The 26,695-nt window shown below is 70.4% G+C and carries 23 protein-coding genes and 2 pseudogenes; 11 read left to right on the top strand and 14 right to left on the bottom strand.

Annotated features, from left to right (window positions below):
- Nucleotides 1–679 (top strand): annotated as a pseudogene (locus AWZ10_RS29640) (hypothetical protein); the annotation flags it as partial.
- 303 nt (nt 680–982) lie between these two features.
- On the opposite strand, the gene AWZ10_RS29635 reads toward AWZ10_RS29640, so the two are convergent.
- Together AWZ10_RS29635 and mca are read right to left on the bottom strand one after the other, a co-directional pair.
- Nucleotides 983–1,228 carry a hypothetical protein gene (locus AWZ10_RS29635; protein ID WP_037694614.1) on the bottom strand — a complete coding sequence of 82 codons (246 nt, stop codon included), beginning with the start codon at nt 1,226–1,228 and terminating at the stop codon, nt 983–985.
- Between the two features lie 21 nt (nt 1,229–1,249).
- Entirely contained in the window at nt 1,250–2,101 is an 852-nt protein-coding gene (gene mca / locus AWZ10_RS29630; protein ID WP_037694607.1) for a mycothiol conjugate amidase Mca, read from the bottom strand.
- Nucleotides 2,102–2,348: 247 nt separating this feature from the next.
- Here mca and AWZ10_RS29625 point away from each other — a divergent pair, with 247 nt between their 5' ends.
- Nucleotides 2,349–2,747, top strand: coding sequence for a DUF4307 domain-containing protein (locus tag AWZ10_RS29625; RefSeq protein WP_046704368.1), 399 nt, complete (start codon nt 2,349–2,351; stop codon nt 2,745–2,747).
- Nucleotides 2,748–2,942: 195 nt separating this feature from the next.
- Nucleotides 2,943–3,443, top strand: a complete 501-nt coding sequence (gene greA, locus AWZ10_RS29620; protein ID WP_046704367.1) for a transcription elongation factor GreA — start codon at nt 2,943–2,945, stop codon at nt 3,441–3,443.
- 80 nt (nt 3,444–3,523) lie between these two features.
- On the opposite strand, the gene AWZ10_RS29615 is transcribed toward greA, so the two are convergent.
- From AWZ10_RS29615 to ilvA, 3 genes are all read right to left on the bottom strand, one after another.
- On the bottom strand, nt 3,524–4,369 hold the full coding sequence (locus tag AWZ10_RS29615) for an ABC transporter permease (protein ID WP_046704366.1): 846 nt from the start codon (nt 4,367–4,369) through the stop codon (nt 3,524–3,526).
- The gene (locus tag AWZ10_RS29610) at nt 4,366–5,388 is read right to left on the bottom strand and encodes an ATP-binding cassette domain-containing protein (RefSeq protein ID WP_046704365.1); all 1,023 of its coding nucleotides are present in this window, start codon (nt 5,386–5,388) and stop codon (nt 4,366–4,368) included. The genes AWZ10_RS29615 and AWZ10_RS29610 overlap by 4 nt, the downstream gene beginning before the upstream one ends.
- A 179-nt stretch (nt 5,389–5,567) precedes the next feature.
- Entirely contained in the window at nt 5,568–6,797 is a 1,230-nt protein-coding gene (ilvA, locus tag AWZ10_RS29605; RefSeq protein ID WP_046704378.1) for a threonine ammonia-lyase, read from the bottom strand.
- 165 nt (nt 6,798–6,962) lie between these two features.
- On the opposite strand from ilvA, the gene AWZ10_RS29600 reads away from it, so the two are divergent.
- The 3 genes from AWZ10_RS29600 (at nt 6,963) to AWZ10_RS29590 (ending at nt 8,330) form a co-directional block, all read left to right on the top strand.
- The gene (locus AWZ10_RS29600) at nt 6,963–7,457 is read left to right on the top strand and encodes a MarR family winged helix-turn-helix transcriptional regulator (RefSeq protein ID WP_173531495.1); all 495 of its coding nucleotides are present in this window, start codon (nt 6,963–6,965) and stop codon (nt 7,455–7,457) included.
- A gap of 136 nt (nt 7,458–7,593) precedes the next feature.
- On the top strand, nt 7,594–8,085 hold the full coding sequence (locus tag AWZ10_RS29595; RefSeq protein ID WP_173531494.1) for a sigma factor-like helix-turn-helix DNA-binding protein: 492 nt from the start codon (nt 7,594–7,596) through the stop codon (nt 8,083–8,085).
- Nucleotides 8,082–8,330 carry a hypothetical protein gene (locus AWZ10_RS29590; RefSeq protein WP_046704363.1) on the top strand — a complete coding sequence of 83 codons (249 nt, stop codon included), beginning with the start codon at nt 8,082–8,084 and terminating at the stop codon, nt 8,328–8,330. Before AWZ10_RS29595 ends, AWZ10_RS29590 begins: the two co-directional genes overlap by 4 nt.
- An 18-nt stretch (nt 8,331–8,348) precedes the next feature.
- Here the strand turns inward: AWZ10_RS29590 and AWZ10_RS29585 are convergent, their stop codons facing one another.
- Complete coding sequence (locus AWZ10_RS29585; protein ID WP_046704362.1) at nt 8,349–9,503, bottom strand: cystathionine gamma-synthase; 1,155 nt, start codon at nt 9,501–9,503, stop codon at nt 8,349–8,351.
- A 219-nt stretch (nt 9,504–9,722) separates the two neighbouring features.
- Between AWZ10_RS29585 and AWZ10_RS29580 the strand changes: the two genes are divergently transcribed.
- The 3 genes from AWZ10_RS29580 to AWZ10_RS29570 all read left to right on the top strand — a co-directional run bounded on the left by AWZ10_RS29580 (nt 9,723) and on the right by AWZ10_RS29570 (nt 13,907).
- Nucleotides 9,723–10,841, top strand: coding sequence for a hypothetical protein (locus tag AWZ10_RS29580; protein WP_046704361.1), 1,119 nt, complete (start codon nt 9,723–9,725; stop codon nt 10,839–10,841).
- A gap of 331 nt (nt 10,842–11,172) precedes the next feature.
- Complete coding sequence (locus tag AWZ10_RS29575; protein ID WP_046710021.1) at nt 11,173–12,813, top strand: M48 family metalloprotease; 1,641 nt, start codon at nt 11,173–11,175, stop codon at nt 12,811–12,813.
- Nucleotides 12,810–13,907: a hypothetical protein gene (locus AWZ10_RS29570; RefSeq protein ID WP_046710022.1), complete on the top strand. Its 1,098-nt coding sequence runs from the start codon at nt 12,810–12,812 to the stop codon at nt 13,905–13,907. Before AWZ10_RS29575 ends, AWZ10_RS29570 begins: the two co-directional genes overlap by 4 nt.
- 307 nt (nt 13,908–14,214) lie before the next feature.
- On the opposite strand, the gene msrA is transcribed toward AWZ10_RS29570, so the two are convergent.
- The 3 genes from msrA to AWZ10_RS29555 form a co-directional block, all read right to left on the bottom strand.
- The gene (msrA, locus tag AWZ10_RS29565) at nt 14,215–14,727 is read right to left on the bottom strand and encodes a peptide-methionine (S)-S-oxide reductase MsrA (protein ID WP_046710023.1); all 513 of its coding nucleotides are present in this window, start codon (nt 14,725–14,727) and stop codon (nt 14,215–14,217) included.
- Nucleotides 14,728–14,938: 211 nt separating this feature from the next.
- The gene (locus AWZ10_RS29560) at nt 14,939–15,781 is read right to left on the bottom strand and encodes an MBL fold metallo-hydrolase (RefSeq protein WP_046710024.1); all 843 of its coding nucleotides are present in this window, start codon (nt 15,779–15,781) and stop codon (nt 14,939–14,941) included.
- A 408-nt stretch (nt 15,782–16,189) separates the two neighbouring features.
- A complete protein-coding gene (locus AWZ10_RS29555; protein ID WP_046709607.1) occupies nt 16,190–17,233 on the bottom strand; it encodes an NAD(P)-dependent alcohol dehydrogenase in 1,044 nt (347 codons plus the stop codon).
- A 171-nt stretch (nt 17,234–17,404) separates the two neighbouring features.
- On the opposite strand from AWZ10_RS29555, the gene AWZ10_RS29550 reads away from it, so the two are divergent.
- A complete protein-coding gene (locus tag AWZ10_RS29550; RefSeq protein WP_046709604.1) occupies nt 17,405–18,331 on the top strand; it encodes a helix-turn-helix transcriptional regulator in 927 nt (308 codons plus the stop codon).
- A gap of 133 nt (nt 18,332–18,464) precedes the next feature.
- Here the strand turns inward: AWZ10_RS29550 and AWZ10_RS29545 are convergent, their stop codons facing one another.
- From AWZ10_RS29545 to AWZ10_RS29535, 4 genes and pseudogenes are all read right to left on the bottom strand, one after another.
- Nucleotides 18,465–21,770 carry a S8 family peptidase gene (locus AWZ10_RS29545; protein ID WP_244172588.1) on the bottom strand — a complete coding sequence of 1,102 codons (3,306 nt, stop codon included), beginning with the start codon at nt 21,768–21,770 and terminating at the stop codon, nt 18,465–18,467.
- 344 nt (nt 21,771–22,114) lie between these two features.
- Nucleotides 22,115–22,201, bottom strand: a pseudogene (locus AWZ10_RS54020) (ABC transporter ATP-binding protein); the annotation flags it as partial.
- Nucleotides 22,202–22,302: 101 nt separating this feature from the next.
- The gene (locus tag AWZ10_RS29540; protein ID WP_046709606.1) at nt 22,303–23,571 is read right to left on the bottom strand and encodes a L,D-transpeptidase; all 1,269 of its coding nucleotides are present in this window, start codon (nt 23,569–23,571) and stop codon (nt 22,303–22,305) included.
- Nucleotides 23,572–23,786: 215 nt separating this feature from the next.
- Nucleotides 23,787–24,131 carry a hypothetical protein gene (locus AWZ10_RS29535; RefSeq protein ID WP_046709608.1) on the bottom strand — a complete coding sequence of 115 codons (345 nt, stop codon included), beginning with the start codon at nt 24,129–24,131 and terminating at the stop codon, nt 23,787–23,789.
- A gap of 110 nt (nt 24,132–24,241) precedes the next feature.
- On the opposite strand from AWZ10_RS29535, the gene AWZ10_RS29530 reads away from it, so the two are divergent.
- A complete protein-coding gene (locus tag AWZ10_RS29530; protein WP_205576300.1) occupies nt 24,242–24,559 on the top strand; it encodes a hypothetical protein in 318 nt (105 codons plus the stop codon).
- Nucleotides 24,560–24,754: 195 nt separating this feature from the next.
- On the opposite strand, the gene hutH is transcribed toward AWZ10_RS29530, so the two are convergent.
- Nucleotides 24,755–26,293 carry a histidine ammonia-lyase gene (hutH, locus tag AWZ10_RS29525; RefSeq protein ID WP_060892487.1) on the bottom strand — a complete coding sequence of 513 codons (1,539 nt, stop codon included), beginning with the start codon at nt 26,291–26,293 and terminating at the stop codon, nt 24,755–24,757.
- Nucleotides 26,294–26,695: the final 402 nt, after the last annotated feature.

The raw sequence follows: 26,695 nt of genomic DNA, 5'->3' as shown, positions 1-26,695 counted from the left end.
CAACGAGGACGCCCGCGGCGAGGCCTGGAGCGGCTACTACCTGGGCCAGGCCCTGGAGGAGACCGGCAACCTCGACCAGGCGGTCCGTGAACTGGAACGCTCCCGCACGATGTTCTCCCGTATGCGCGACGTCTACGGACTGGCCTGCGCCCGCCACCACTCCGCCCGCGTCACCCGCGACCAGCGAGCCGTCCAGACCGGCTCCCTGCGCAACTCCGGCTTCGCCCGCCAGCTCCTCGTCGACGCCCGCGCCGACTTCCAGCGCATCGGCGTCGCCCACGGCGAGGCCTGGACCTGCCTGGAACTGGCCGTGGTCGACGCGGGCAACACCCGCACCCCCCAGGCCCTGGCCCTCTGCGAGGAGGCGACCCGTCTCTTCACCTCCTACGGCGACCGCCGCGGCGAGGACTGGGCCCGCTTCCTGAAGTGCACCCTGCTGCCGTACGCGGCCCCCGGCGGCGTCGAGATCGGCACCGCCGTCGCCCAGGAGGAGCTGGCCCATCTCTCCCGCACCGCCCATCCCCTCCGCGACGAGAAACTCACCGAGTACATCGAGGCCTACGAGCTGCTGCTGGAACGAGGCGTGAACCTGGAGAGCGGCTGGCGGGCCTGGACCCTGGGCATGGTCCCGAACCGGCACGCGCGGGAGGTGATGGGGGTGCCGGTGACGGGCGGCTGAGGGCCCGGAGTCGAGGAAGTAGCGGTGATCCGGTGGAAGGGATCCGGGGAGCGGGGTCGCGGTCGGCGGCCGTGCCCCGAGCCTCCGACGCGCTCGGGAACCCCGTACTGCTTTTGGGTGCGGCGTGGCGACCCCCGCCCCCGCCCCGGCGGGTGCGATCGCCGTCGATCAGATCGCCGGCGCTTCCAGCACCTCGCGATCATGCAGGACGGGGTGAGGCCGGGCAGCAGGCAGCAGGCAGCAGGACTCCGTGATACCCGGACGGTGTCACGGAGTCATGCCGTCAAGCCGTCGCCCCGGCGCTCAGCCCTTCGCCGACGTCGCCTTCCCACTCGCCTCCGTCGCCGTCTCCTCGACGGAGGCGTCCGCGTCCGGCGACTCCTTGAAGTCGACCTTGCCCATGTGCTTGTTCATGGACTTCATCAGGCCCCAGACGGCCAGGGCCATCACCGCGAAGACGATGAAGCCGAGAATGCCGGGGGTGACCTTGTCCTTGTCCAGCTCCTCGGCGAGGGGAACGAGGTGTGTGACTGCCAGGCTTACGCTCATGCCTGGCATTGTCCCCCAGGCCTAGCGGATGCCCGCAAAGAGGTCGTCCTCGGGGAGCGAGGTGTCCACGAGGGACTTCGCGAGCTCGTACTCCTCGGTGGGCCAGACCTCCTTCTGGATCTCCATCGGAACCCGGAACCAGCCGCCGTCGGGGTCGATCTGCGTGGCGTGGGCGATGAGGGCCTTGTCACGGATCTCGTAGAAGTCGGCACAGGGCACGTGCGTGGTCAGGGTGCGGTCCTTGTGCTCGGACTCGTCCCAGCGCTTGAGCCAGTCGCCGTACGGGGACTCCATGCCGCGCGCCACCAGGGCGTTGTGCAGCGCCTCGGTGCGGGGGCGGTTGAAGCCCTGGTTGTAGTACAGCTTCTGCGGCTCGTACACCGGGCCGTACTCGGCCTCGGGGTACTTCTCGGTGTCCGTCGCGCCCTCGAACGCCACCATCGAGATCTGGTGGGTCATGATGTGGTCGGGGTGCGGGTACCCGCCGTTCTCGTCGTAGGTGGTGATCACCTGGGGACGGAACGCACGGATCTTCCTGACGAGCTCACCGGCCGCCTTGTCGACGTCCTCCAGAGCGAAGCAGCCGTCCGGAAGGGGAGGCAGGGGGTCGCCCTCCGGGAGGCCGGAGTCGACGAAGCCGAGCCACTCCTGCCCGACGCCGAGAATCTCGCGTGCCTCGTCCATCTCCTTCTTGCGTACCTCGTGAATGTGCTCCTCGATGTACTTGTCGCCCTGCAGTTTCGGATTGAGGATGGAGCCGCGCTCTCCGCCCGTGCAGGTCACGACCAGCACGTCCACCCCCTCGGACACATACTTCGCCATGGTGGCCGCACCCTTGCTCGACTCGTCGTCGGGGTGTGCGTGCACGGCCATCAGTCGCAGCTGGTCAGTCAAGACTCATTCCCTCGTAACTCGGCGCCCGGCCTGAACTTCGGTGACTCGGCCCGGCGCGATCCGGAGAGTCCATACTGCCGTCCCGCTCGGACACCCGTGTGGGGCGGCCGTCAGGCGCTGGGCGGGGGGCTTCTATAGTGACGGCATCGGGGGGCGGGATATTCCCGGTCCAGAGCGTGGACGCCCCCACCGGGAGTACGCTCCCGGCCCTTTCGAGAGGACGACCATGACCACGGCGAGCACGCGGCTTCCCGAGGGCCGCTACGGCCGCTCCGCGGACGAGCGCGCCGACCGCAAGCTCAAGGTCATCGGCCGCGTCCTCGGCGCGGCCCTCCTCGTCCTCATCGGCTGGTTCGCCTACCACTATGTCGCCGGAAACAAGATCAGCGTCGAGATCTACACCTTCGATATCTCGGCGAACTCGGTGAAGGTGCACCTCAGGGGCGACAAGGACGCCGGCGTCGACGGCTACTGCACCGTCCGCTCCCAGGCCGAGAACGGCGCCGAGGTCGGCCGCGCCGACTTCCGCTTCGCCGCCGGCACCACGGACATCGACAAGGTCGTCACCCTGAAGACGACCTCACGCGGCACCACAGCCGAACTTCTCGGCTGTCACGTCGGCTGACCCCCGGCCCCGGGGCCCCACCTGGCCCCCGGCTCTCCGAATCGACGCCCTGACCTGCGTCGACGTAACGCTTGTGGTTTATGTCCTCCCCCTCTCGCCACTGAATTGTTAGGCTCGTGGTTTCGCCCACTCGTGAAGGAACATTCTTCTGGGTAGGGCGATGCTTTGTATTCCCAGTACCTACGAGGAGCACCTGTGACCCAGACCAGCGAGAACGTCACCTGGCTGACCCAGGAGGCGTACAACCAGCTCAGGGCCGAGCTGGAGTACCTGTCTGGTCCTGCGCGCACGGAGATCGCCGCCAAGATCGCGGCCGCGCGCGAGGAGGGCGACCTGCGCGAGAACGGCGGGTACCACGCGGCCAAGGAGGAGCAGGGAAAGCAGGAGCTCCGTGTGCGCCAGCTGACCCAGCTCCTGGAGAACGCCAAGGTCGGCGAGGCGCCGGCGTCGGCGGACGGCGCGGTGGCGCCCGGCATGGTCGTGACGATCGCCTTCGACGGCGACGAGGACGACACCGTGACGTTCCTGCTCGCCTCCCGTGAGTACGCCAGCTCCGACATCGAGACCTACTCGCCGCAGTCCCCGCTCGGCTCGGGTGTGACCGGCAAGAAGGTCGGCCAGGACGCCCAGTACGAGCTGCCGAACGGCAAGTTGGCCTCGGTGAAGATCCTCAAGGCCGTGCCCTACCAGAGCTGAACGCGTCACCCCCGCTCGGCCCGCGGCCCCCGGCACCCTTCGGCGCCGGGGGCCCGGTCATGCCCGGGGCCGGTCGCCGCTCACGCCGACGCCGAGCGGTACTTCCGTACGGACAGGGTCCGGAACATGACGATGATGAGGACCGACCAGATCAGCGAGGCCCACACCGGGTGCTGCATGGGCCAGGCGTCCGACGGCGACACCCCTGGGTTGCCGAACAGCTGGCGGCAGGCCTGGACGGTGGCGCTGAACGGGTTCCAGTCGGCGACATGCTGCAGCCAGGGCGTCATACGGCTGGAGTCCACGAACGCGTTCGAGACGAACGTGACCGGGAAGAGCCAGATCAGCCCGCCGGAGGTGGCTGCCTCGGGGGTGCGCACCGAGAGACCGATGAGCGCGCCGACCCAGGTGAACGCGTACCCCAGCAGAAGCAGCAGGCCGAAGGCGCCGAGCACCTCGCCGACGCTGGTGTGGGTGCGCCAGCCGACGAGCAGGGCGACCACGGCCAGCACCGCCAGGGTGAGCGCCGTCTGGACCAGGTCCGCGAGGGTCCGTCCGGTGAGCACGGCCCCGCGCGCCATGGGCAGCGAGCGGAAGCGGTCGATGAGCCCCTTGTGCATGTCGTCGGCGATGCCCGCGCCGGCGCCGGCGGTGGCGAAGGTGACGGTCTGCGCGAAGATGCCGGCCATCAGGAACTCGCGGTAGACGGCGGGATCCGTGGTGCCGCCGACATTCATGGAGCCGCCGAAGACATAGCTGAACAGCACCACGAACATGACAGGCTGGATGAGCCCGAAGATCACCATTTCTGGAATTCGGGACATGCGAATCAAGTTCCTCTTGGCGACGACCAGCGAGTCCCTGATGGACTGGGTGATCGGGTTGCCGGGCGGCACGACCCGCACGGAGCCGGTGACGATACTCACCTCGCACTCTCCTTCCGGTGGCCCCGCCCCTTGGCGTCGGCGGCCTCGCCACGCCCCTCGTCCTCGGCCCCGTCCTTCGCCTCGGCGAGGTGTCCCGTCAGGGAGAGGAACACGTCGTCCAGGGTGGGGCGGCGCAGGCCGATGTCGTCGATCTCGATGCCCCGGGTGTCCAGCTCGCGGATGACCTCGGCGAGGAGCTTGGCACCGCCGGCCACGGGCACGGTGAGCTGACGGGTGTGCTCCTCGATGGTGGTCTCGCCCTTGCCGAAGCCGGTCAGCACCTCGACGGCGGCCGGGATGTGCTCGCGCTCGTGCACGACGACCTCGACGCGCTCGCCGCCGGTGCGGGCCTTGAGCTGGTCGGAGGTGCCGCGGGCGATGACGCGGCCGTGGTCGACCACGGCGATGTCGTGCGCGAGGTGGTCGGCCTCTTCGAGGTACTGGGTGGTGAGCAGCAGGGTCGTACCGCCGGAGACCAGCTGCTTGATCACTTCCCACAACTGCTGGCGGTTGCGCGGATCGAGTCCGGTGGTCGGCTCGTCCATGAACATCACCGGTGGCGACACCACCAGCGCTGCCGCCAGGTCGAGCCGGCGGCGCATACCGCCGGAGTACGTCCGGGCGGGCCGGTCGGCGGCGTCGGCGAGATGGAACTGCTCCAGCAGCTCGCCGGCGCGCACCTTCGCGTCCTTGGCCCGCATCTGGTAGAGCTGGCCGACCATCTGCAGGTTCTCACGGCCCGTCAGATACTCGTCGACCGCGGCGAACTGTCCGGAGAGACCGACCGAGCGCCGCACGGCGTCCGGGTCCTTCAGCACGTCGATGCCGGCCACGACGGCCCTGCCGCTGTCGGGCCGCAGCAGGGTGGTGAGGCATCGGACGGTGGTCGTCTTGCCCGCGCCGTTCGGCCCGAGCAGACCCAGGACGGTGCCCTCGGGGACATCGAGGTCGACGCCGTCGAGGGCTCTTACATCACCGAAGGTCTTCACCAGGCCTTCGGCATGGATGGCGCCTGGCATGTGATTTCTCCACGTCTTCGGGGTTCCTTCGCAAAGCCTAGGTTTGTACGTTTTGTTCTGCACGGTAGTGGCATGGGCCACAACACCGAGCGGGCACGAGTCACCATAACGCGATGTATCGCGTCTCTCAATGGACTTGCCCGAACGAGTGACGACCGGTTGACGACGGGCCGCCGACCTCAGTCGATGACGGTGTAACCCGCCTCGCGGAGGGCGTGGTTGACCTCGGCGCAGTGCGTCGGCCCCCTCGTCTCCAGATGCAGTTCGACCTCCACCTCCGTGAGCCCGAGCCGGGGGTCGGTCCGCACATGGCTCACGTCGAGGACGTTGGCGTCGACCCCCGACAACACCCCGAGCAGTGTGGCGAGGGCACCGGGGCGGTCGGTCAGGCGGAGGCGTACCTGCAGGTAGCGGCCACCGGCGGCCATGCCGTGGCGCAGGATGCGCTGCATCAGCAGCGGGTCGACGTTGCCGCCGGAGAGCACCGCGACGACCGGGCCCTCGAAGGACTTCGGGTCGCGCAGCAGGGCCGCGACGGGGCTGGCACCGGCCGGTTCCACGACCAGCTTGGCCCGCTCCAGGCAGAGCAGCAGGGCGCTGGAGAGGTTGTACTCCGAGACCGTGCGGACCTCGTCCACCAGTTCGGCGACGATCCCGAACGGCACGTCGCCGGGCCGTCCGACCTTGATGCCGTCGGCCATCGTCGCCGGGTTCTCCACGGCCACGGGCAGCCCGGCGGCCAGCGAGGGCGGGTACGCGGCCGCGCCCTCCGCCTGGACGCCGACGACGCGCACGTCCGGCCGCAGCGACTTCACCGCGACCGCGATACCCGCCGCGAGCCCGCCGCCACCGATCCCGACGACGATCGTGCGCACCTCGGGGCACTGTTCCAGGATCTCCAGGCCGACCGTGCCCTGACCTGCGATGACGTCATGATGGTCGAACGGGTGGATGAACACCGCGCCCGTCTCGGCCGCGTACTCCTGGGCGGCGGTCAGCGTCTCGTCGACCACCGTGCCGTGCAGGCGGACCTCGGCGCCGTACTCCTCGGTCGCGCTGATCTTCGGCAGCGGGGCGCCCTTCGGCATGAAGACCGTGGAGCGCACGCCGAGCAGCGAGGAGGCGAGGGCGACGCCCTGGGCGTGGTTGCCCGCGCTCGCGGCGACGACACCGGCGGCACGCTCCTCGGGCAGCAGGCCCGCGATACGGACGTACGCGCCGCGCAGCTTGAACGAGCCCGTCCGCTGGAGGTTCTCGCACTTGAAATGCACCGGCGCGCCGACGAGCTGCGACAGATGCCTGCTGCCCTCCATGGCGGTGACACGTGAAATGCCCGTAAGCATCTTCTGCGCGCCTCGCACGTCGTCGATCGTCACCCGCGGAAAGGAGTCAGCCGTGCTGTAGCTCATGACCACCAGTCTCGCAGTTCACAGGGGGCGAACACGGGTGTGACCAAGGGGCGGGACCGGGTTTGAGCGGGGCCCGTACACCCCACGCCCGGTCCGCGTACTCTGTCCCCCAACCCAGCGCCCCACGCATGAATTGAGCCTTTGGCCATGCCCACAACACCTGAAATGTCGATGGACATGACGACCGTCGGTGACAACGGTCTTCTCGACACGCTGCAGCACGAGGTCGCGGTGTTCGCACGCCGTGCCGAACAGACCCGGCTCGGCGGCGTCGGGCAGGTACGCAACTCCATGGACCGTGCCGCGTACCTGCTGCTCAACCGCCTCGACAAGGAAGGCCCGATGGGCGTCAAGGCGCTCGCGGCGAGCATGGGGATCGACTCCTCGACGGTCACCCGTCAGGTGGCGCCGCTCGTGGACACCGGACTCGTCAAGCGCACCTCGCACCCGGAGGACGGCCGCGCGGTCGTGCTCCAGCTGTCGCCGCGCGGGCTGTCCCGCCTTGAGGAGGTACGTTCCTCCAGGCGCCAGCTGATGGCCGAACTCACCCAGGACTGGGCCCCCGAGGAGCGCGAGGCCTTCTGCTCGCTCCTCACCCGTTTCAACACGGCACTCTCGACCCGCATGGCGGCGGCGCCGGAGGCACCGTCACCCTCCTGACCCTTGACCGCGCCCCTGCTCCTGGCCTCATATGAGACCGGGCCCTTGTCGAACCGACGGACGAATCCTTGCGGCAGACCGATCCGTACGCGGCCGGGCCCCGTTCGCTCAGGGTCGGCCTCAGGCGGGAGGCGTGGTGCGAGATCGGCATGTGGCCCAAGGCGCCCGCCGGGCCAGGGAGTTCGAGGCGTTCGTCGCGGGTGCGGCGGGGCGGTTGCTGCAGACCGCCACCCTGCTCACGGCGGAACCGCCGGACGACAATCCGCGCGCGCGACGGCTGCTGACCCATGCCCTCGCCCACACGTACGCCATCTGGGACCGGCTGCGCGGCGAGGACCCGTACGACCGGACCCGGCAGCAGCTGGCCGTCCGTTTCGCGCGCGAGGCCTGGCACCACCACGGCCTCTTCCGCCCCACGCCCGGCGGCGCCCTGGCCGCCCTCAGCCCGCAGGAGCGGCTGATCCTCGTCCTGCGGCTCTACGAGGGGGTCGCCGAGGAACAGGCGGCGGCGCTGCTCGGGCTGCCCGTCGAACGCGTGACGACGATCTGTCTGCGTGCGATGGCGACGGTCCTGCATCCCCCGCGCGAGGCGGCCCCGGAGAAGGTGGTGGAGGTGGCGCCGTCATGAGTCTGCGGGACCGCGAGGCGGCCGTACGGCAGATCCTGGAGCGCCGGCCGGTACAGGTGCCGCCGGACCTGTGCGCGGCGGCGGTGCGGCGCGGCGGGCGCATGCTGCGGCGCCGGACGGCGGCCCGTCATCTGATGTGGCTGGTGCTGGCGGCCGCCGTGGTCGCGTTCGTGGTGTGGGCCTCGATGACCCGCCCCTGGGTGGAGCCGCCGTCGCAGACGACCCCACCGATGACGGGCTGGTGAGCGCCCCCGGGGCCGGGTCTAGCCCAGGGCCTGCTGGAGGTCCTCCAGCAGGTCGTCGACGTTCTCGATGCCCACGGAGAGGCGTACGAGGTCGGCGGGTACCTCAAGGGCCGAACCGGCCACCGAGGCGTGCGTCATCCGTCCCGGGTGCTCGATCAGGGACTCGACGCCGCCCAGGGACTCGCCCAGGGTGAACACCTTGGCGCGGTTGCAGACCTCGACGGCCGCCTCCTCGCCGCCGGTGACCCGGAAAGACACCATGCCGCCGAACGCCTTCATCTGCTTGGCGGCGACCTCGTGCCCGGGGTGCTCGGGCAGCCCCGGGTAGAGCACGCTCGACACGCGCGCGTGCCGGGTGAGCATGTCGGCGACCTTGGTGGCGTTCTCGCTGTGCCGGTCCATCCGGACGGCGAGCGTCTTGGTGCCGCGCAGCACCAGCCAGGAGTCGAAGGGCCCGGCGACCGCGCCCATCGCGTTCTGGTGGTAGGCGAGTTCCTCGCCCAGCTCCTGGTCGCCGACGATCAGGGCGCCGCCGACGACGTCCGAGTGGCCGCCCATGTACTTGGTGAGCGAGTGGACGACGACGTCCGCGCCGAGCGCGAGCGGCTGCTGAAGGTAGGGGGTGGCGAAGGTGTTGTCGACGACCAGCTTCGCGCCGGCCTCACGGGCGAGCTGGGCGACGGCCGGGATGTCCGTGATCCCGAGCAGCGGGTTGGAGGGGGTCTCCACCCAGATGACCTTCGTCCTGGGCGTGAGGGCCGCCCGTACGGCCGTGGGGTCGCTGGTGTCGGCCACCGACCAGTCCACGCCCCACCGGGAGACGACCTTCGCGAAGAGACGGAACGTGCCGCCGTAGGCGTCGTTGGGGATGACCACGTGGTCGCCGGGGCTGAGCAGCGTGCGCAGCAGGCAGTCCTCGGCGGCCAGTCCGGACGCGAACGCCAGGCCGCGGCGGCCGCCCTCCAGGGCGGCGAGGTTCTCCTCCAGCGCGGTGCGGGTGGGGTTGGCGCTGCGGCTGTACTCGTAGCCGCCGCGCAGGCCTCCTACGCCGTCCTGCTTGTAGGTCGAGACCTGGTAGATCGGCGGGACGACCGCGCCGGTGAGGGGATCCGCGGTGTTGCCCGCGTGGATCGCGAGGGTCTCGAAGTGTTGGCTGGTGTGGCTGTCGCTCATGGTTGTCGAGCCTAAGCGCTCGGCGGGGTACGGGGCGCATTCCGGGGTGGGGGCCCGTGCGGGTCCGGCGGCTGCGGGTTCGTCGTGGCTGGTCACGCCCGCGCGGCGGAGCCGCACATGTCACAGCCCGGCGCCCCGCCCTCGTGCGCCGGTGCGGAGTTGTCCACAGGACACCGGCCGGGTTGGGCAATTGTCGGCCGCGTCTGGAACCCTTGTCGTATGGAGATTCTCTGGGTCCTGATGGCGATGCTCATGATCGGCTTTGTGGCGTGGCCGATCCTGGCGCGTCGCAGGGCCGGTATTCAGCTGGTGGAGGCGGGGCATCCGGACGCGGCGGACCCGGCGAACTACGGGTTCGTGCGGCAGGAGCTGCTGGACGTGCGGATGCCGGGGGCCGACCAGGATCTGCTGGACGTGCTGGACGTCGTGCAGCGTTCCCAGGACTACCGGGCGGCGAAGCAGCTGTTGGCCGGCACGGAGGCGGCCGGCGAGGTCCGGTGGCAGCGGGTACAGGCGTTCGCGGGTGCGGCGGCGCTGGAGCTGGCGCAGCGTCCCGGCGGGGTGGGCGAGACGCCGGGCGGGCAGTGGCTGCGGGTGTGGCGTGCTCAGGCGCCCAAGGACGCGGGCGGCGCGGCGGTGCACGCGGAGTTCCTGGTGCAGCAGGCGTGGCGGACGTCGACGCCGGGCACGGACGACTTCCGGATCATCATGGAGGAGGCCAGATCGGCGTGCGGCGACGCGGCACTGCTGGCCCCCGGTGACCCGATCCCGTACATCGTCGAGCTGTCGGTGGCGCGCGGGCTGGCGTACTCCCGTGAGGAGTTCGAGCAGCTCTGGCTGAAGATCCTCGACCGGGCCCCGGAGCACATGGGCGCCCATATCGCGGCCCTGCACTACTGGTGCGAGAAGTGGCACGGCTCGCGGGAGCTGGCGTACTCCTTCGCCGAGGCGGCGGCGGCCCGCGCCCCGCGGGGGTCGCTCCTCGCGGCCATGCCGCTCTTCGCGGTCTTCGAGCACCTGCCCGAGGTGAACCTGGTGCAGGGCTTCTACGAGAGCGAGGTCGTCACGAAGGCGATCCACGGCGCCCTGTTCGCGGTGCACGCGGCGCGGCCGGACGACCCGATGCTGGCCCATGTCCGCCACCTGCTGATCTTCTTCCTGGTCCGCTCCGAGCGCTGGTCCGAGGCCATGGACCAGCTCGTGCACGCCGACGGCCACGTAGGCGCCCTCCCCTGGACCCTCACCTCCGACCCGGCCGCGGACTACGCGATATACCGGGCCCTGGCGGTCGCGGGCTACGAGGCGAACGGGGGGAGCCCGGCGACGCTGCTGCGCTGAGGCGACGCTGCTGCGCCGAGGGGGACGGGGAGGGGCGAAGCCCCCTCGGAGCGGTGCCAAGCCCCTCGGCGGGGCGGGCTGCCAAGCCCCTCGGAGGGGCGCGGGGAACCGCGCGACAAGCCGCGACGAACCCGCAGCCGCCACCCCCGCACCACGCCCCCACCCCAGGTGGCTCCGGCCCTCAGTAAGCCCTTGCAACCCCGCACACCCGTGCGAAATACTCCACCCCTCACACCGTTTGGTCATGGACACGCCTCAAGCTGTCCAATGTGACCTCCTTCGTCATTCAAAAGATCGTTCGCGATCTTTCCCGTGGGGGGAACTCTGCCCGATGGGCGCGACCCTGCGCGCGCTGCGCGCCCTCGTACTGCTCGCCGGCTTCTATCTGCTCGGCGTGATCCTGCTGGCAGCGCTCGCCGGCGCCGACTACCTGCTCCACCTGCACGCGCCGTCCAGCCTCTCCGCCAAGCTGTACGTGGTCTCCGTACTGCTGGCGATCCCGCTGGTCCGCGGTCTGTTCATGCTGCGGACGCCGAAGGGCGAGGATCTGCCGGGCCTGCGGGTGACGCAGGCCGACGAGCCCGAACTGTGGCGCACCGTACGGGAACTGGCCGAAGCGGTCGGCACCCGGGCGCCCTCCCGGATCATCCTGACGGCCGACCTCAACGCCGCCGTCAGCGAGGACGCCCGGCTGCTCGGCCTGCTGGCCGGCCCGCGCCACCTCTACCTCGGCGTACCACTGCTGCAGGGCCTGACCGAGGCGCAGCTGCGCGCGATCCTCGCCCATGAGCTGGGCCACTACTCGAACGCCGACACCCGGCTCGCCGCGATCACCGTGCGCGGCCGGGCCCAGGTGCTGCGCACCATCGGGCACTTCGAGGAGCGGGCCGACAAGTCCGCCGGACGTGAGCGGGCCCGGCTGGAGAAGAAGAACGCCAAGGCCGTGGCCAAGGGGAAGAAGGCCAAGGAGATCGACACGACGGGCGCGGGCATCACGTACCGCGCGATGGCGTGGATCTACAGCGGCTACGCCAAGCTGTACATCCGCGCCACACTCGCGAGTTCGCGGCGCCAGGAGTACGCCGCCGACGCCGCGGCCGCCCGGATCGCCGGCCGCGACGCCACCTCGTCGGCGCTGCGCGAGATACAGGCACTCGACGCCGCGTTCGGCTTCTACATGAACAGCTACGCCACGCTCGGCGCCGAGGCCCGGCTGCTGCCGCCGCGCGGCGAGTTCTTCGGCGGCTACGGACGGATGCTCTCCGCACGCCAGCTCGAACTGGTCGGTCTGCGCACCGAGTTGCCGACCGAGCCGACGTCGCCGTACGACTCGCACCCGCCCATCGCCGACCGCGTCGAGCGGATCGAGGCACTGCCCGCCGACGGCCGCACGGACGAGGCCAGGGGTGCGGCGCTCGGCCTGCTCACCGACCCGGACCGGACCCTGGCGGCGCTGGAGGACGCGGTCCTCGCCGAGGACGTGCTGCGGTTCCGGCGCACCGGCGACTGGCAGGAGCTGCTCGACGGCTCGATGGTCGCGAACTTCGCCTCCCTCGACACCGCGCTGCACCGGGCGCTCGCGATGTACACCAAGGACCACCCGTCCCTGCCCGGACTGCTCAAGGTGATCGACGACGGTCAGCTGTGGCAGCTGGCGCGGCGGCTGCCGCTGTCGGACCGGGCGGCCGAGGCGCAGGGCCGGGCCTTTCGCGAGTTCGTGCGGCCCGCGCTGGCGGACGCGCTGCAGAGCATGGTGCTGGCCGAGCTGAGCGCCCACTCCCGGCTGCGCTGGGAGTTCTCCTGGTCGGAGCCGGCCACGGTACGTCTGCCGCCCACGCCGCACGGCAGGGAGCCCGACCTCGGCGCCGCGATCTCCGCGGCGGTCGCCGACCACCCCGACACGGGCCCGCTGCGCACACTGCTGCCCGCGCCCCAGGACCCCGCGAACCGAGAAACGGACGCACCGCGATGACCGTACTGGTGTGGGTACTGGCCGTCCTGGCGGTGCCGACCCTGCTCTTCGGCCTCTGGATGGCCTGGGTCTTCCTCAAGGAGTTCTTCTCCCCCGGCGCCGACGCCGGCCCGGACGTCGCCGAGGCGATGGGGCTGCTGCCCGCTGAGCGGCAGAACACCGGACTCCCGGGCCCGCTCCCGGCCGCCCAGGAGTCGGCGCTCGCCGCCGTACGCGGCGGTGACTGGAAAGCGGCCGCCAAGATGATGCACGACACCGGCCGGGACTGGGAACGCCGCTCCTCGGCCGCGTATCTGCTGGCCGAGATCGCGGCCAAGGAGGACGACTGGCTGCTCGCCTGGGAGGCGGACCGTCCCGACGACCCGGACGCGGCCGTCGTACGGGCGCGCAGCACCGTGATCCTGGCCTGGAACCTGCGCGGCGGGAAGAAGGCCAAGTACACGACCGGTGAGCAGTTCGGGGGCTTCCACCGGATGCTGGAACGTTCCCGCGAGGAGATCGGCCGGGCGGCGGCACTCAACCCCGACGACCCGACGCCGTACATCACCGAGATCTGGGTCGCGCTCGGGCTCGGCTACCCGAACTCCGAGATGGACAAGCTGTGGTCGGAGATCACCGCAAGGGCCCCGCACCACTACGAGGCTCACTTCTCGGCACTGCAGTACTGGTGTGCGAAGTGGCGGGGTTCGGAGAAACTGGCGAAGGAGTTCGCCGAGCGCGCGGCCGCTCAGGCACCGCTGGGCAGCCTGCTCACCGCGTTCCCGCTCATCGCGCACTTCGAGCACGACACGTCGGACGACAACAGCGTCGACCGTACGCCGAGGATGATCGGCCGCGTGGACGCCGGTCTCGCGGACGCCGCCTCGGCCGACCCGACCCACCCCCGCCTCCCCGAACTGCGGCACCTTCTCGCGTACTACCTCTCGCTCCAGGACCGCGACGACGCCGCGCTCGAACAGTTCAGGCTGGTCGACGGGTACGTCAACGCCCTGCCATGGCGTTATCAGGGCGACGGCGAGGCGATGGCCGCGCTCTACTGCCGTATCCGCAACTCGTCGGCGCAGGCGGTGGCGGCCGCGTCCGCCACGGACTGAGCCGGCGGAAACGCGAGACAAATGCGGGCGATACCCGGAACGTTCACCGGGTACCGCCCGCACGCCCCATCTGCCCGCCACCTAGGGGAGCTTCCTGCCCGCAGGCGTCGCCACGACCGGCGGCCGAGAAGCACGGTTTCAGCACTGCGGTCCCTGACGTGACTACGGTTGGGCCCACCCGACGGTGGCCGGCCGTCGGCGACACCCTTCATCCACAGCGCGGCATCGCCGGTCCCGCAAGCGCGGGCAGGCCCGGCTGCGGGGCTTCGGCCAGTCAGCCTCCGTCTTCCGCCGGGCCACCTCGCGGTCAGCCCTCCGCGCGGGCGGGTAGCCGCCATCCCGGGCGCGGGAAGTGGCAGGTGTAGCCGTCCGGGTAACGCTGCAGGTAGTCCTGATGCTCGGGCTCGGCCTCCCAGAAGGGGCCGACCGGCTCCACCTCGGTGACGACTCTGCCCGGCCACAGTCCGGACGCGTCCACGTCCGCGATGGTGTCCTCGGCGATCCGCTTCTGCTCGTCATCCACGTAGTAGATCGCGGAGCGATAGCTGAGGCCGATGTCGTTGCCCTGGCGGTTCTTGGTGCTCGGGTCGTGGATCTGGAAGAAGAACTCCAGGATCGCGCGGAAATCGGTCCCCGCGGGGTCGAAAAGGATCTCAATGGCCTCCGCGTGCGTGCCATGGTTACGGTACGTCGCGTTCGGCACGTCCCCGCCGGTGTATCCGACCCGGGTCGCCGTCACGCCCGGGAGTCGGCGAATCAGGTCCTCCATCCCCCAGAAGCATCCACCCGCCAGCACGGCCCTCTGCGTCTGCGCAGCCATTGCAGCCCCTCCAAAATCTGTCAGCTCGCTCACTCGGGCTGCTCGGCCCACACGCCACCGGCACCCATGCCCACTCCGCTCAACGCACGAGGGTTCCAGGCGATTCCGCTGCCGGCAGCGCGCCCTCGACGTCCTGGTCACGATGCGCAGGAGCCGAGCGCCGCCGTCCGACGCGGTCCCGGTTCGGGGTTCCCGGTCAGGGGGCTTGCCCTCACTGGGCGTGACCGCCCCCGTTCGGCTCGAAGCCCGCCAGCATCTGTTCCAGTGCCGCCTGGTCCGGGCCCGTGAAGGGTGGGGCGTCAGGGGCGGTGGTGAGGGTGTCGAGGAGGGAGCCGGTGATGCCGGTGGCCGGGGGAAGGTGGGTGGAGAGGACGAGGTCGGGCTTGCGGTCCTTGAGGGGGTGGAAGGTCGCCAGGTACTTGTCCATGTCGACCGTCCTGACCCAGGGGCTGTCCACCGTGGCCCACAGGAGTTGGGCGGTACGCAGGTCGTCGATGGGCACGTCACGGACGTCGTCGGCCTGGGCTAGCTCGGCCGTGGGCAGAGGCGCGCCGAAGCAGTCGGAGCTGAAGCAGACGCCGGAGCGGTCGTCGAAGAAGCCGACGGTGGCGGGGTTGTCGAACAGCGGCGGACGGAAGCCGGTGAGGGTGCGGTCGCCGATGTCCATCGTCTCGCCGGGATTCAGGAGATAGCAGCGGTCCAGGGGCAGCGGGCGTTCGCAGGAGAGGATGCCCGCGCCGACGAAGGTCGTCACGACGCGTGCCTCGGGCGCCGCCGCCAGCAGGTCGAAGATGCCGCCCGTGTGGTCGCGGTCGGGGTGGGTGAGCCAGATCCAGCGCACGTCCGCCGGGTCCAGCACCGTGCTGAGCGTCTCGACGAAGTTCCGGTCGGGCAGGCCCAGGCCGGTGTCGACCACCAGCGGCTGGGCGGCCAGCAGCACGAAGGCGTTCACCGGGATGTGTCCGATCCCCGGGACTTCTAGGCTGTCGGCCAGAACGCTGATGTCCGGGCGGACCTTGTGGACCGTGCCCGGTCGGGTTTTCTGCAGGGGCATGTCGCTCACACCTCGGAAACCCCCCTGGTGGTGATCGCGCCGCGGCCGTCTGTCTCTCCCCCGTCCATCGTCCGGCTGTCCCGCCGCCCCCGCATCCGGGCGGTCGTCGTTGTCGCGGCCTGCGCCGGACGCTCGTGCCCCCGCTGGAACCGGATTCCGGTGGGGGCACTGACGTCGTTGGGCCGGGGCCGGGGCCGTAGCCGTATGTGTGGTGGTTGCTGGGGCGGGCCCGTGGCGAGCGCTGATTTTCTCGCCCCCGCCGCCCCTACCCGTCCCGTCCCGTCTCAGGGGCGGTGCCCCTTCTACCCCCAAGCGCGGGTGGGTGGGGGTTGCTCGCGCAGTTCCCCGCGCCCCTACAGGGCCTCTGGCCCTTTCAAGGGACGCGGGGAACTGCGCGGCCGGCCTCGGTCAGATCGTCGACGTGTCGATGACGAACCGGTAGCGGACGTCGCTCGCCAGCACCCGCTCGTACGCCTCGTTGATCTGGTCGGCGCGGATCAGTTCGATCTCGGAGCCGAGGCCGTGCTCGGCGCAGAAGTCGAGCATCTCCTGGGTCTCCTGGATGCCGCCGATGCCGGAGCCCGCGAGGGTCTTGCGGCCGGCGATGACCGAGAAGAGGTTGAGGGCGACGGGCTCCTCGGGGGCGCCGACGTTCACGAAGGCGCCGTCGGTCTTCAGGAGGGACAGGTACGTGTCGAGGTTGAGGGGGGCCGAGACCGTCGACAGGATGAGGTCGAACGTGCCCGCCAGCTCCTTGAAGGTCGCCTCGTCGCTGGTCGCGTAGTAGTGGTCGGCGCCCAGCTTCAGACCGTCGTCCTTCTTGCGCAGGGACTGCGAGAGCACGGTCACCTCGGCGCCGAGCGCGTGCGCGATCTTGACGCCCATGTGGCCGAGACCGCCGAGACCGACGACGGCGACCTTCTTGCCGGGGCCGGCGTTCCAGTGCCTCAGCGGGGAGTACAGGGTGATGCCGGCGCACAGCAGGGGTGCGGCCTCGTCGAGGGCGATGCCGTCGGGGATGCGTACGGTGAAGGCCTCGTCGACGACGATCTTCTCCGCGTAGCCGCCGTAGGTGGGCTCGCCGTCCTTGCCGATGGCGTTGTACGTGCCGACGTTGCCCTTGAGGCAGTACTGCTCCAGGCCCGCCTCGCAGTTCTCGCACTCGCGGCAGGAGTCGACCATGCAGCCGACGCCCACCTTGTCGCCGACGGTGAACTTGGTGACGCCGGGGCCGACCGCCTCGACGACACCGGCGATCTCGTGGCCCGGGACCATCGGGAAGATCGCCTCGCCCCACCCTTCACGCGCCTGGTGGATGTCCGAGTGGCAGATACCGGCGTACTTGATGTCGATCAGAACATCGAACTCACCGACCTCGCGGCGCTCGATGGTGGTGCGCTCCAGCGGAGCCTTGGCGGCGGGCGCCGCATAGGCGGCAACAGTGGTGGTCATGCCGGGATTCTCCTGATCGTCGTCCCGCATCCGGCCTGCCTTCCGGCCGGGTGCGTCCACCAGCCTGCCCGAAGTCGCAGGGTTCACCCAGGCCACGGCTTTGCGTACGTCCGCTGGTCCTACCACTGGCGGGGTCAGCCTCCCGGGCGTACGACCGTGAATACTTGCCGTATGGACGAACAGCCCGAAACAGTGCAGGTGCCGCCTCTCGGCGAGGCCGGAGCCGCCGGTGCGCTGGACCGGCGTGCCGAACTCAGCGAGTTCCTGCGTACCCGGCGGGCCCGGCTGAAGCCGGAGGACGTGGGGCTGCCGACGTTCGGGCGGCACCGGCGGGTTCCCGGGCTGCGCCGGGAGGAGTTGGCGCAGCTCGCGGGCGTGTCCGTGGCGTACTACACGCGGCTGGAACAGGGCAACGGGCGCAATGTGTCGGCGGAGGTGCTCGACGCCATCGCGCGCGCCCTCCGGCTGACCGATGCCGAACACGCCCACCTCACCCACCTCGCGAAGCCGAAGGCGCACAAGAAGAAGCGGTCGGCCCGTCCCCAGCAGGTGCGGAGTGCCCTGCGGCAGCTGGTCGACACCCTGGACGGCATCCCCGCGTACGTCACCGGCCGGCGCTCGGACATCCTCGTCTGGAACCGGATGGCGGCGGCGGTGTTCGGGGACTGGTCGGAGCTGCCGGCGCAGGAGCGGAACTGGGCGCGGATGGTGTTCCTGCGGCCCGACTACCGGGATCTGTACGTCGACTGGGACCAGAAGGCGGCCGACATGGTCAGCTATCTGCGGATGGACGCGGGCTGCCATCCGGACGATCCGCTGCTGTCGGCGCTGGTGGGCGAGTTGTCGGTGAAGAGCGAGGAGTTCCGGCGGCTGTGGGCGACGCACGACGTGAAGGAGAAGAGTCACGGGCTGAAGCGCATGTGCCATCCGCTGGTCGGTGACCTCACCCTCTCCTTCGAGACGTTCAGCCTGCCCGACGACCACGAGCAGAACCTGATCACCTACCACGCCGAACCGGGCTCCCCCTCCGCCGACGCCCTCCGTCTCCTGGCCAGCTGGGGCACGGACGCGACCCGCGCACCGTCGGTGCGGCCATAGGCGGAACGGCCCGCCGGAGGCAGCACCCCCGGCGGGCCGTCGCGGTCACGGACGCCCGGCGGACCTCAGGGCACATCGCCCGGCACATCGCCCGGCGCGACTCCCGGTGCGACTCCCGTGCGACTGCCTCGGCTCACCTGCCGAAGTACGCGTCGTGGATCGTCACCTTCGACCTGTTCCCCTTCTTGTCGGTCACCTCGGCACGCAGCGACACGCTCTTCCCCGCCGCCGGCGTCCGGTACGTGAAGCTGCCCTTCTTCACGGCGACCTCGGTCCACTTCTTGCCGTCGCCCGACACGTACACGGACAGCGACCTGAGGTTCCTGCCGGCGGCCGCGCCCTGCACGGTGACGCGGACGGTGGCCTTCCTGCCCGCCGGGGCCGTGCTGTCGAGGCCAAGGAACGGGGCGCCGAAGCGGACCGTGGAGACCGGCAGTCTCGTGTCGCTCGCGGTCTTCCTCGACTTGAAGGTCCAGCTCGCGTCGATCCGGGACGAGGCCGCGGCCAGGTCGGCGGCCCGGGAGATGGACGTCGTCAGACGGTAGGTGGCGAGGCCCGCCGGGACCTTGAACTGGCCCGATCCGTCCAGCGCGTCCTCACCCGAGGCGAACTTCTCACCGTCGCGGTACAGGGTGGTCGTGGCCTTCTCGTAGAAGGACGCCCCGGTGTGCCCCCGGCCGTCGGCGAACATCGGCAGCAGGCCGTACAGGTGGGCGCCGTCACGCCGGATGCCGTGGAGCCCGGCGATCCGCGGGCCGAAGACACCGACGTTGAAGGTCTGTGCGTACGTCCTGCCCGCCTTGAAGGTCCGGCTGTCGCCGGTCGTGTAGTACGCGTCCAGGACCGGGAAACCCTGTTCGTCCTCCGCGCCGTACTGCTCGAAGTCGAGAGTCCACTTCACCCCGTTCGCGGCGGACAGATACAGCGTGCGCTTGCCGGGCAGCGGCTGCGGGACGCCCACGGCGGGTGAGCCGGAGCTGCCGGTGAGCTGGGCCCAGGCGAGGACCCCGCCCGTCTTTCCGGTGCTGGATGCGCCCAGGCCGGTCTTCACGGTGGCCAGTTCGCTCTTCCTCCAGCGCTTGGTGTAGCCGGTGGCGAGCTTCTCGACCCTGCCTCCGGTGGCGGTGGCGTACAGCGCGGTGTCGCCCCGGGTCCACTGGCCGGGCCAGCTCTGGGTGAGCCTGCCGCCGGTCGTCCTCGGGCCGAGGTGCGCGGTACGGAACCCTTCGTAGGTGTCGAGCAGCCAGCCGAAGGAGTAGCGGTTCCCGCCCGCCGTCAGGGCGAACTCCGGTGCCGCGAGGGCCGGTTCGGCGGCGCTGTCGGGCACGCTGATGTCCACCGGTTTCGTCCTGCGGGCGTCCAGCGTGAGGGAGGTCTTCCTGTCGACGGTGAGTGTCGGCCGGGACAGCCAGTCCGTGCCCTTGCCGTAGTCCTCCGGGTCCACGACGATCCCGGCGTTGAAGATGTAGGTCCCCTCCGGCACCCGCAGCTCGACCGTGCCGTCCTTGTCGTACGGCGTGAACCACTCGTCCTGGGCGAGCCCGGAGATCCCGGTCAGGTCGAGCATGTGGTGCACGGCCGGCCTGCCGTCCCGGTCGACCATCCTGAGCGTGACGTCGTACGACTCCTCCTCGCGCTGCACGGCCGCCGCCGTGCGTACGCCCTGGCCGCCGCCGGTGGCGGTGACGTAGGCGGAGTAGGCGCCGTTGAGGTTCCCGCCGAGCCGGGTGCGCACGATCAGGCCGACGGTGGCGCTGCCGCCCGCCGGCACGGTGACCTTCTTGGCGCCGAGCTTGAAGAAGCCCGCCGGGGCGGGCTTGCCCTGGGGATTGATGCCGGTCACCGCGAGGTCGAGGGTCACGGCCTTGGTACCGACGTTCTTGTAGGTGAGCTTCCTGGTCACCGGCTTGTCGTCGGTGTGCGGCCACTCCTGGACGCCGAAGTCGACCGAGACGGGGTCGGCGAAGACCGTCTGCCTGATCGCCCTGTCGACGCGGATACGGCCCGCACCTTGCTCGAACGGCGTGTACGTGCCGCCCTTGGCGGACGCGACGAGGGCTGCCTTCAGTTCGGCGTACGTCCACTTCGGGTGCTGTTGCTTGAGGAGGGCGGCGGCGCCCGCGACATGCGGGGTCGCCATCGACGTGCCGGAGATCGTCAGATAGCCCTCGGGTTTCTGGCCGACCTCGCGCTCGATGACGCTGCCCGGAGCCGCGGCGGCGGTGACGGCGACACCGGGCGCGGTCACGTCGGGCTTGATCTGGCCGTCCAGGCCGGGGCCCCGGCTGGAGAACGAGGCGAGCCTGTCCTTTCCGTCGACCGCGCCGACGGTGAGTGCGGCGGCCGCGCTGCCCGGCGAACCGACGGTCCGCCCACCCCAGTCGCCCTCGTTTCCGGCGGCGACCGCGAAGAGGATGCCCTTCTCGGCGGAGAGCTTGTTGATCTCCGCCTCCATGGGGTCGACCTCGGGGGTGTCGCCGCCGCCCAGACTGAGGTTGACCACGTCGGCGCCCTGCTCGGCGGCCCACTCCATGCCCGCGATGATGCCGGAGTCGTCGCCGTAGCCCTCGTCGCTCAGCACCTTGCCGTTGAGCAGCTCGGCGCCGGGCGCGACGCCCTTGTACCTGCCCTTGGAGCGGGCCCCGGTGCCCGCCGCGATGGAGGCGACATGGGTGCCGTGGCCGAACTTGTCCGTGGTGTCGGGAGAGGTGGAGAAGTTCTTTTCGGCGATCACCTGGCCCTTGAGGTCCGGGTGGGTCGCGTCGACGCCCGTGTCCAGTACGGCGATGGTGACGCCCTTGCCGTCGAAGCCGGCCTTCCAGGCCTTCGGGGCGCCAATCTGCGCGACGGACTTGTCGAGGCTGACCTTGCGGACGCCGTCCAGCCAGATGTGGGCGACCCCGGTGGCGGTGGTGCCGTCGGCGTCGGTCACCGCCTTCCACAGTGCTGCGGCGTCGTCCCCGGGGGTGAGCACCGCGTCGGCGTTCAGGGTCTTCAGGGTGCGGCGGACCTTGGTGTCGCCCGCGTCCCGTACGTCGGCCCGGGCAGCGGCGGCGGTTCCCGCGTAGCCGACGATCAGCTTCAGGCCCTGCTTCTGGGAGGTACGGGTCGCCGACCTGTTCAGCACGGTGACGTCGAAGAGCCGCTTGTCGACCCGGCCGGCGGAGATGAGCCGGGCCGCGTCGGCCGGTATGACAAAGGTGTGGCCGTCGACCTCGCGGAGCTGCACCGGGACGCCCTCACGCCCCTTCGCCCGTTCCAGACCGAGTACGCGGCCTTCGGCGTCGACGAGCACGCGGTCGCCGGTGACGAGGGTGACGCGGTGCCTCGCCCTGACGCCGGCACCGCTGCCGGCCGCAAGGCCGTTGAGGTCCGCCACGGTCACGCCAGGGGCGCCTGTAGTGCTGGTGGCGCCGGTAGTGCTGGTGGTGCCGGTCATGCGCCCCGGTATCGCGGACGCCGGGCTGGTCGGTCCCGCCGCCAGTGCCACGGCGGAGACCATGGCGATCGTGGCCGTGCACACGCTTCTGGCATGTCTGCGCAACTCTCCCCCTTGATCCGACCGGGGGACCTTCCGCACACATACGCGTCAATTTCCCCCCGGTCTCCGCAGTATGACCGGGGGTCAACTCGTGTCACATACCTCGCGACTGGGCGCAAAGCGGCGAACTCCGGGCCACGCGCGACCCGCACGCGCCCCGGACTGCACATCAACGCGCCCCGCCCCATGGGGACCGCACGCCCTGGGGGCCGGCACCTCGCGCGCGCCGGCACCTTGGCCGCTCACGCCCCGGCGTTCTCCTTCACCGTGATCCGCCCCTTGCGGATCGTCGCGACCCGAGGGGCCTTCTTCGCCGGCGTCGAGTCATGAAACCCAGTGCGCGGCCCCGGAAACACCGATGCCGCCCCTGGGTGTCCCAGGGGCGGCATCGGTGACGCACAGCTGACGGTGGACGACAGCCGACGGTGGATCAGGCCGCCGAGCCGGCCTTCCAGTCGGCCCAGCTCAGGTTCCAGCCGTTGAGGCCGTTGTCCGGGGCGACCGTCTTGTCACCGGTGTTCCGGATGTCCACGACGTCACCGACGATCGAGTTGTTGTAGAACCAGGCGCCCTCGGTGTCGGGGTCGTTGGCACCCTTGGTGTCGTTCAGACCGACACAGCCGTGGCTGGTGTTCACATTGCCGAAGATGGAGTCGGCGCCCCAGTAGTTGCCGTGGAGGAACGTCCCGGAGGTGGTGAGCCGGAGGGCGTGCGGCACGTCCTTGATGTCGTACTCGCCCTTGCCGTCGTCGTCGGTGAAGCCCACGGTCGCGCCGTTCATGCGCGTCTCCTTGAACTTCTCCGACACCACCATGACGCCCTGGTACGTCTTGTTCTCGGGCGAGCCGGCGGAGATCGGGATGGTCTTGACGACCTTGCCGTCCTGCGTGACCTTCATCGTCTTGGTCTTGGCGTCGACGATCGAGACCTGGTTGCGGCCGATCTTGAAGGTCACCGTCTTCTGCTGCACACCGTAGACACCCTCGGCGCCCTCGACGCCGTCGAGCGCGAGCTTCAGGGTGACGGTGGAGCCGCCCTGCCAGTAGTCATCGGGGCGGAAGTCGAGGCGGTTGGCGTTGAACCAGTGCCCGACGACCTCCTGGCCGGAGGTGCTGGAGACGGTGATCCCCTTCTGGACGGCGGCCTTGTTGGTGATCGCCTTGTCGAAGTTGATCGAGACCGGCATACCGACGCCGACGGTCGAGCCGTCCTCGGGCGTGAAGTTGCCGATGAAGCTGTTGGCGGGCGAGACCGTCGTGAACGCCGCGTTCTCGTGGGCCTCGCGCCCCTCGGAGTCCTGGGCGGCGGCCGTGATCTTGTAGCCGGTGGACCGCTCCAGCTGGGTGCTCGGCGACCAGGTCTTCTTGTCGGCGGATATCTCACCCTCGACGGTGGCGCCCTCGGAGGTGGTCATCTTCACCTCCGTGAGCGTGCCCTTGCTCACGGTGACCTTGGCCGAGTTGTTGATGGAGGCGTTGTCGGAGCCGTCCTTCGGCGTGATCTTGATGTCGGCCTCGGAGGTCTTCTCGGCTGCCGCCTCGTCGACCTTGGCCTGCGAGGAGTCCCCGCCGTCGTTCCCCGACGCGTTGTCGCCGCCGCCTCCGCTGCACGCAGAGAGCACCAGCACCCCGCCGAGCAGTGCGGACGCGACCGTCAGGCCCCTGCGCCGCTTACTGTTCGTCATCACACGCTTCTCCATCGTTGCCGAATCCCCAAAACCCCGAAGATCCCCGTGAGCACTTAAACACCACTACGGCGCTGAGCCGTTCCGCTCTGGCGGATATGTGGGATACGCCACTCCACCCGCATCGGATCGACGACGACCCGGCGGTGCACAAGTGACTGGTGTGCCCCATGAGACGACGAAACCCCGGGCGGCGGTTGCCGCCCGGGGCCATCGAATTCCCCAGCCGCTCAGCCGCGCGCGTCTTCCTCTTCGTCCTCTCCGTCATCATCCTCGTCGAGACCCCATTCCGGCGAATCGGGGTCGTAGTCGATTCCCTCACTGCTCCAGGAGGCCTGGGCCAGTTCGACCCCAGGCACCTCTCCGACCAGGTCGAACGGGTCGACCAGATAGGCGAGGGCCTCCGCCGTGTCCTCCGTCACCGCGCTCTCGGCGTGTACCCGCTCATCGGCGGGCATATCGGAGTCGGCCGCGATCCGCCGAAGAGCGGCCCCGGTGATGGCTTCCACGTCTTCGACCTCCACCACCAATTCAACGCGAAGCCGGACAAACTGTGATGTCTCCGTTGTACTCATGCTCCGGAGCGTACGGCTCACAGGTCACGCGACTTTCCCACGACCCGCGCCTTTCATTAGCATCGCTCCCTACGGCCAATTCACCAGCGCCACAAGGGGATCGATATTCCGTGTCCGTCGCACGTCGCGCGTCGTCCACCGCCCGCCGATCGTTGCTGACCGCCACCGCCGCGGGCACCCTGCTGGGCGCCCTCTGGTTCGTGCCGTCCGCCAACGCGACCCAGGAGGCGGCCATACGCGAACAGACGACCACGACGGCCGACACGGACGCGACCACCGGCGACAACCGCGAACTCGCCGACACCGGCAGCCCCAACACCACGCCCTACGTCATCGGCGGCACGGCCATGCTGGGCCTGGGCGCCGCCTTCATCGCCTACTCGATCCGCCGCGAACGCGAGGATCTCGAGCCGGCAGGGGGCGCGTAGTCGTTTGGTGCGTGGGGGGGCTGGTCGCGCCGCAAGGGCCGTAGGCCCTTAGGGGCGCGGGGAACTGCGCGACCAGCCCCCACCGAACCTGCACCTGGGCTCGAAGGGGAGCAGCCCCTGGATGGGGGCACCTCCCGCTCGAGCGAAGCCGAGAGCGGGGGGAGGGACGGGTAGGGGCGGCGGGGGCGAGAAACCTCAGGCGAGCGGCCCGGTGACGGACTCCGCCGCCACCACCAACCGCCCGTCCCGCACGAACGCGTCGGCCAACGCCAGATCGGGCGCGAGGAACCGATCCGCCCCCGGCCCCTCCACCCCGGCCCCACGCACAGCCTCGACCACCGCCCGAGTCGCCGGCGCGGCCACCAGCCCCTCCCGCAGCTCGACGCCCCGCGTCCCGGCGTACAACTCCACAGCCAGCACCCGCGTGAGGTTGTCCACGGCGGTCCGCAGCTTCCGCGCCGCAGCCCACCCCATCGACACATGGTCCTCCTGCATCGCGGACGACGGAATCGAGTCCGCGGAAGCCGGCACGGCGAGCCGCTTCAGCTCACTCACCAGCGCGGCCTGCGTGTACTGCGCGATCATCAGCCCGGAGTCGACCCCGGCGTCGTCCGCGAGGAACGGCGGCAGCCCGTGCGACCGGTTCTTGTCGAGCAGGCGGTCCGTGCGCCGCTCCGCGATCGACGCGAGATCCGCCACCGCGATCGCCAGGAAGTCGAGGACGTACGCGACCGGCGCACCATGGAAGTTGCCGTTGGACTCGACCCGTCCGTCCGGCAGGACGACGGGGTTGTCGACCGCCGCCGCCAGCTCCCGCTCGGCGACGAGGCGTGCGTGCGCGAGAGTGTCGCGGCCGGCCCCGGCCACCTGCGGAGCGCAGCGCACGGAGTAGGCGTCCTGCACGCGGGGCGCGTCGTCCTGGTGGTGCCCGGTGAGCCCCGACCCCTTCAGCACGGCGAGCATGTTGGCCGCGGAGGCCGCCTGCCCGGGGTGCGGGCGGATGGCGTGCAGTTCGGGCGCGAGGACCCTGTCCGTGCCGAGCAGGGCCTCCAGGGAGATCGCGGCGGTGATGTCGGCCGACGTGTACAGCCTCTCCAGGTCGGCCAGGGCCATCACCAGCATGCCGAGCATGCCGTCCGTGCCGTTGAGGAGGGCCAGCCCCTCCTTCTCGCGCAGCTCGACCGGGGCGATGCCGTGCTCGGCGAGCAGCTCACCGGCGGGCCCTACGACCCCGTCCGGGCCCTCTGCGTCGCCCTCGCCCATCAGCGTGAGCGCGCAGTGGGACAGCGGAGCCAGGTCGCCGGAGCAGCCGAGGGAGCCGTACTCGTGGACGACGGGGGTGATGCCGGCGTTGAGGACGTCGGCCATGGTCTGCGCGACCTCGGGCCGTACGCCGGTACGGCCGGAGCAGACGGTCTTGAGCCGCAGGAACATCAGCGCGCGGACGACCTCGCGCTCCACGCTCGGCCCCATGCCGGCGGCGTGCGAGCGGACGATGTTGCGCTGGAGCCGGGCCCGCAGTTCCGGGCTGATGTGCCGGGTCGCGAGGGCACCGAAGCCGGTGGAGACCCCGTAGACGGGCTCCGGCTTGGCCGCCAGCGCGTCCACGATCCCGCGGGCCGCGGCGAGGGCGGCCACCGCCTCGTCGGAGAGCTCGATCCGGGCGCCGGCGCGCGCCACGGCGAGGACGTCGGCCGCGGTGACCCCGGACGTACCGAGGACCACCGTGTCCACAGAGTGCATATCCATATTCAGGATCGTAGGGACTGAATCGCCGAATGTCACGACCGAAGGAGGGAGGGGCTCCTTACCTCGCCGTACAACTGCGCCCAGGAGTCGATCGCGAACCCGCACCCACCGGCCGTTCCGCTATCCGCGTAGATCGGAAACTGATCAGAGAACGATCAGAGAATGATCCGAGGTTGATCAGAATCCCCAGGTCAGAGCCTTGGCGGCGCACCCGTGCGAGTAAGGTCGAAGTACCGGACGACGAAGGGCCGAGCTCCCACCCGAGCCACCCCGCCCTCCCTCTCCCCCCTTCCCTTCCCTCTTTCCTCTTCCCTGTTCCGCTGTCCTTGCGGACCACAGACCGGCCCACGGCCCACTCCCCCTTGGCCGTGGGCAGCCCGGGGCCGC

The sequence above is a fragment of the Streptomyces europaeiscabiei genome (assembly GCF_001550375.1).
Classification (GTDB): Bacteria; Actinomycetota; Actinomycetes; order Streptomycetales; family Streptomycetaceae; genus Streptomyces; species Streptomyces europaeiscabiei.
This window is presented reverse-complemented; position numbering and strand designations above follow the sequence as displayed.

Coding starts and splice junctions, on each gene's coding strand:
- AWZ10_RS29545 (WP_244172588.1), bottom strand. CDS start 21,770: ATGACCGGCACCACCAGCACTACCGGCGCCACCAGCACTACAGGCGCC.
- AWZ10_RS29610 (WP_046704365.1), bottom strand. CDS start 5,388: ATGCCAGGCGCCATCCATGCCGAAGGCCTGGTGAAGACCTTCGGTGAT.
- AWZ10_RS29590 (WP_046704363.1), top strand. CDS start 8,082: ATGAGTCTGCGGGACCGCGAGGCGGCCGTACGGCAGATCCTGGAGCGC.
- ilvA (WP_046704378.1), bottom strand. CDS start 6,797: ATGAGCTACAGCACGGCTGACTCCTTTCCGCGGGTGACGATCGACGAC.
- msrA (WP_046710023.1), bottom strand. CDS start 14,727: ATGGCTGCGCAGACGCAGAGGGCCGTGCTGGCGGGTGGATGCTTCTGG.
- AWZ10_RS29550 (WP_046709604.1), top strand. CDS start 17,405: ATGGACGAACAGCCCGAAACAGTGCAGGTGCCGCCTCTCGGCGAGGCC.
- AWZ10_RS29575 (WP_046710021.1), top strand. CDS start 11,173: ATGGGCGCGACCCTGCGCGCGCTGCGCGCCCTCGTACTGCTCGCCGGC.
- AWZ10_RS29580 (WP_046704361.1), top strand. CDS start 9,723: ATGGAGATTCTCTGGGTCCTGATGGCGATGCTCATGATCGGCTTTGTG.
- AWZ10_RS29600 (WP_173531495.1), top strand. CDS start 6,963: ATGTCGATGGACATGACGACCGTCGGTGACAACGGTCTTCTCGACACG.
- AWZ10_RS29635 (WP_037694614.1), bottom strand. CDS start 1,228: ATGAGCGTAAGCCTGGCAGTCACACACCTCGTTCCCCTCGCCGAGGAG.
- AWZ10_RS29570 (WP_046710022.1), top strand. CDS start 12,810: ATGACCGTACTGGTGTGGGTACTGGCCGTCCTGGCGGTGCCGACCCTG.
- AWZ10_RS29555 (WP_046709607.1), bottom strand. CDS start 17,233: ATGACCACCACTGTTGCCGCCTATGCGGCGCCCGCCGCCAAGGCTCCG.
- mca (WP_037694607.1), bottom strand. CDS start 2,101: ATGGCCGTGCACGCACACCCCGACGACGAGTCGAGCAAGGGTGCGGCC.
- AWZ10_RS29625 (WP_046704368.1), top strand. CDS start 2,349: ATGACCACGGCGAGCACGCGGCTTCCCGAGGGCCGCTACGGCCGCTCC.
- AWZ10_RS29535 (WP_046709608.1), bottom strand. CDS start 24,131: ATGAGTACAACGGAGACATCACAGTTTGTCCGGCTTCGCGTTGAATTG.
- AWZ10_RS29585 (WP_046704362.1), bottom strand. CDS start 9,503: ATGAGCGACAGCCACACCAGCCAACACTTCGAGACCCTCGCGATCCAC.
- AWZ10_RS29540 (WP_046709606.1), bottom strand. CDS start 23,571: ATGGAGAAGCGTGTGATGACGAACAGTAAGCGGCGCAGGGGCCTGACG.
- AWZ10_RS29560 (WP_046710024.1), bottom strand. CDS start 15,781: ATGCCCCTGCAGAAAACCCGACCGGGCACGGTCCACAAGGTCCGCCCG.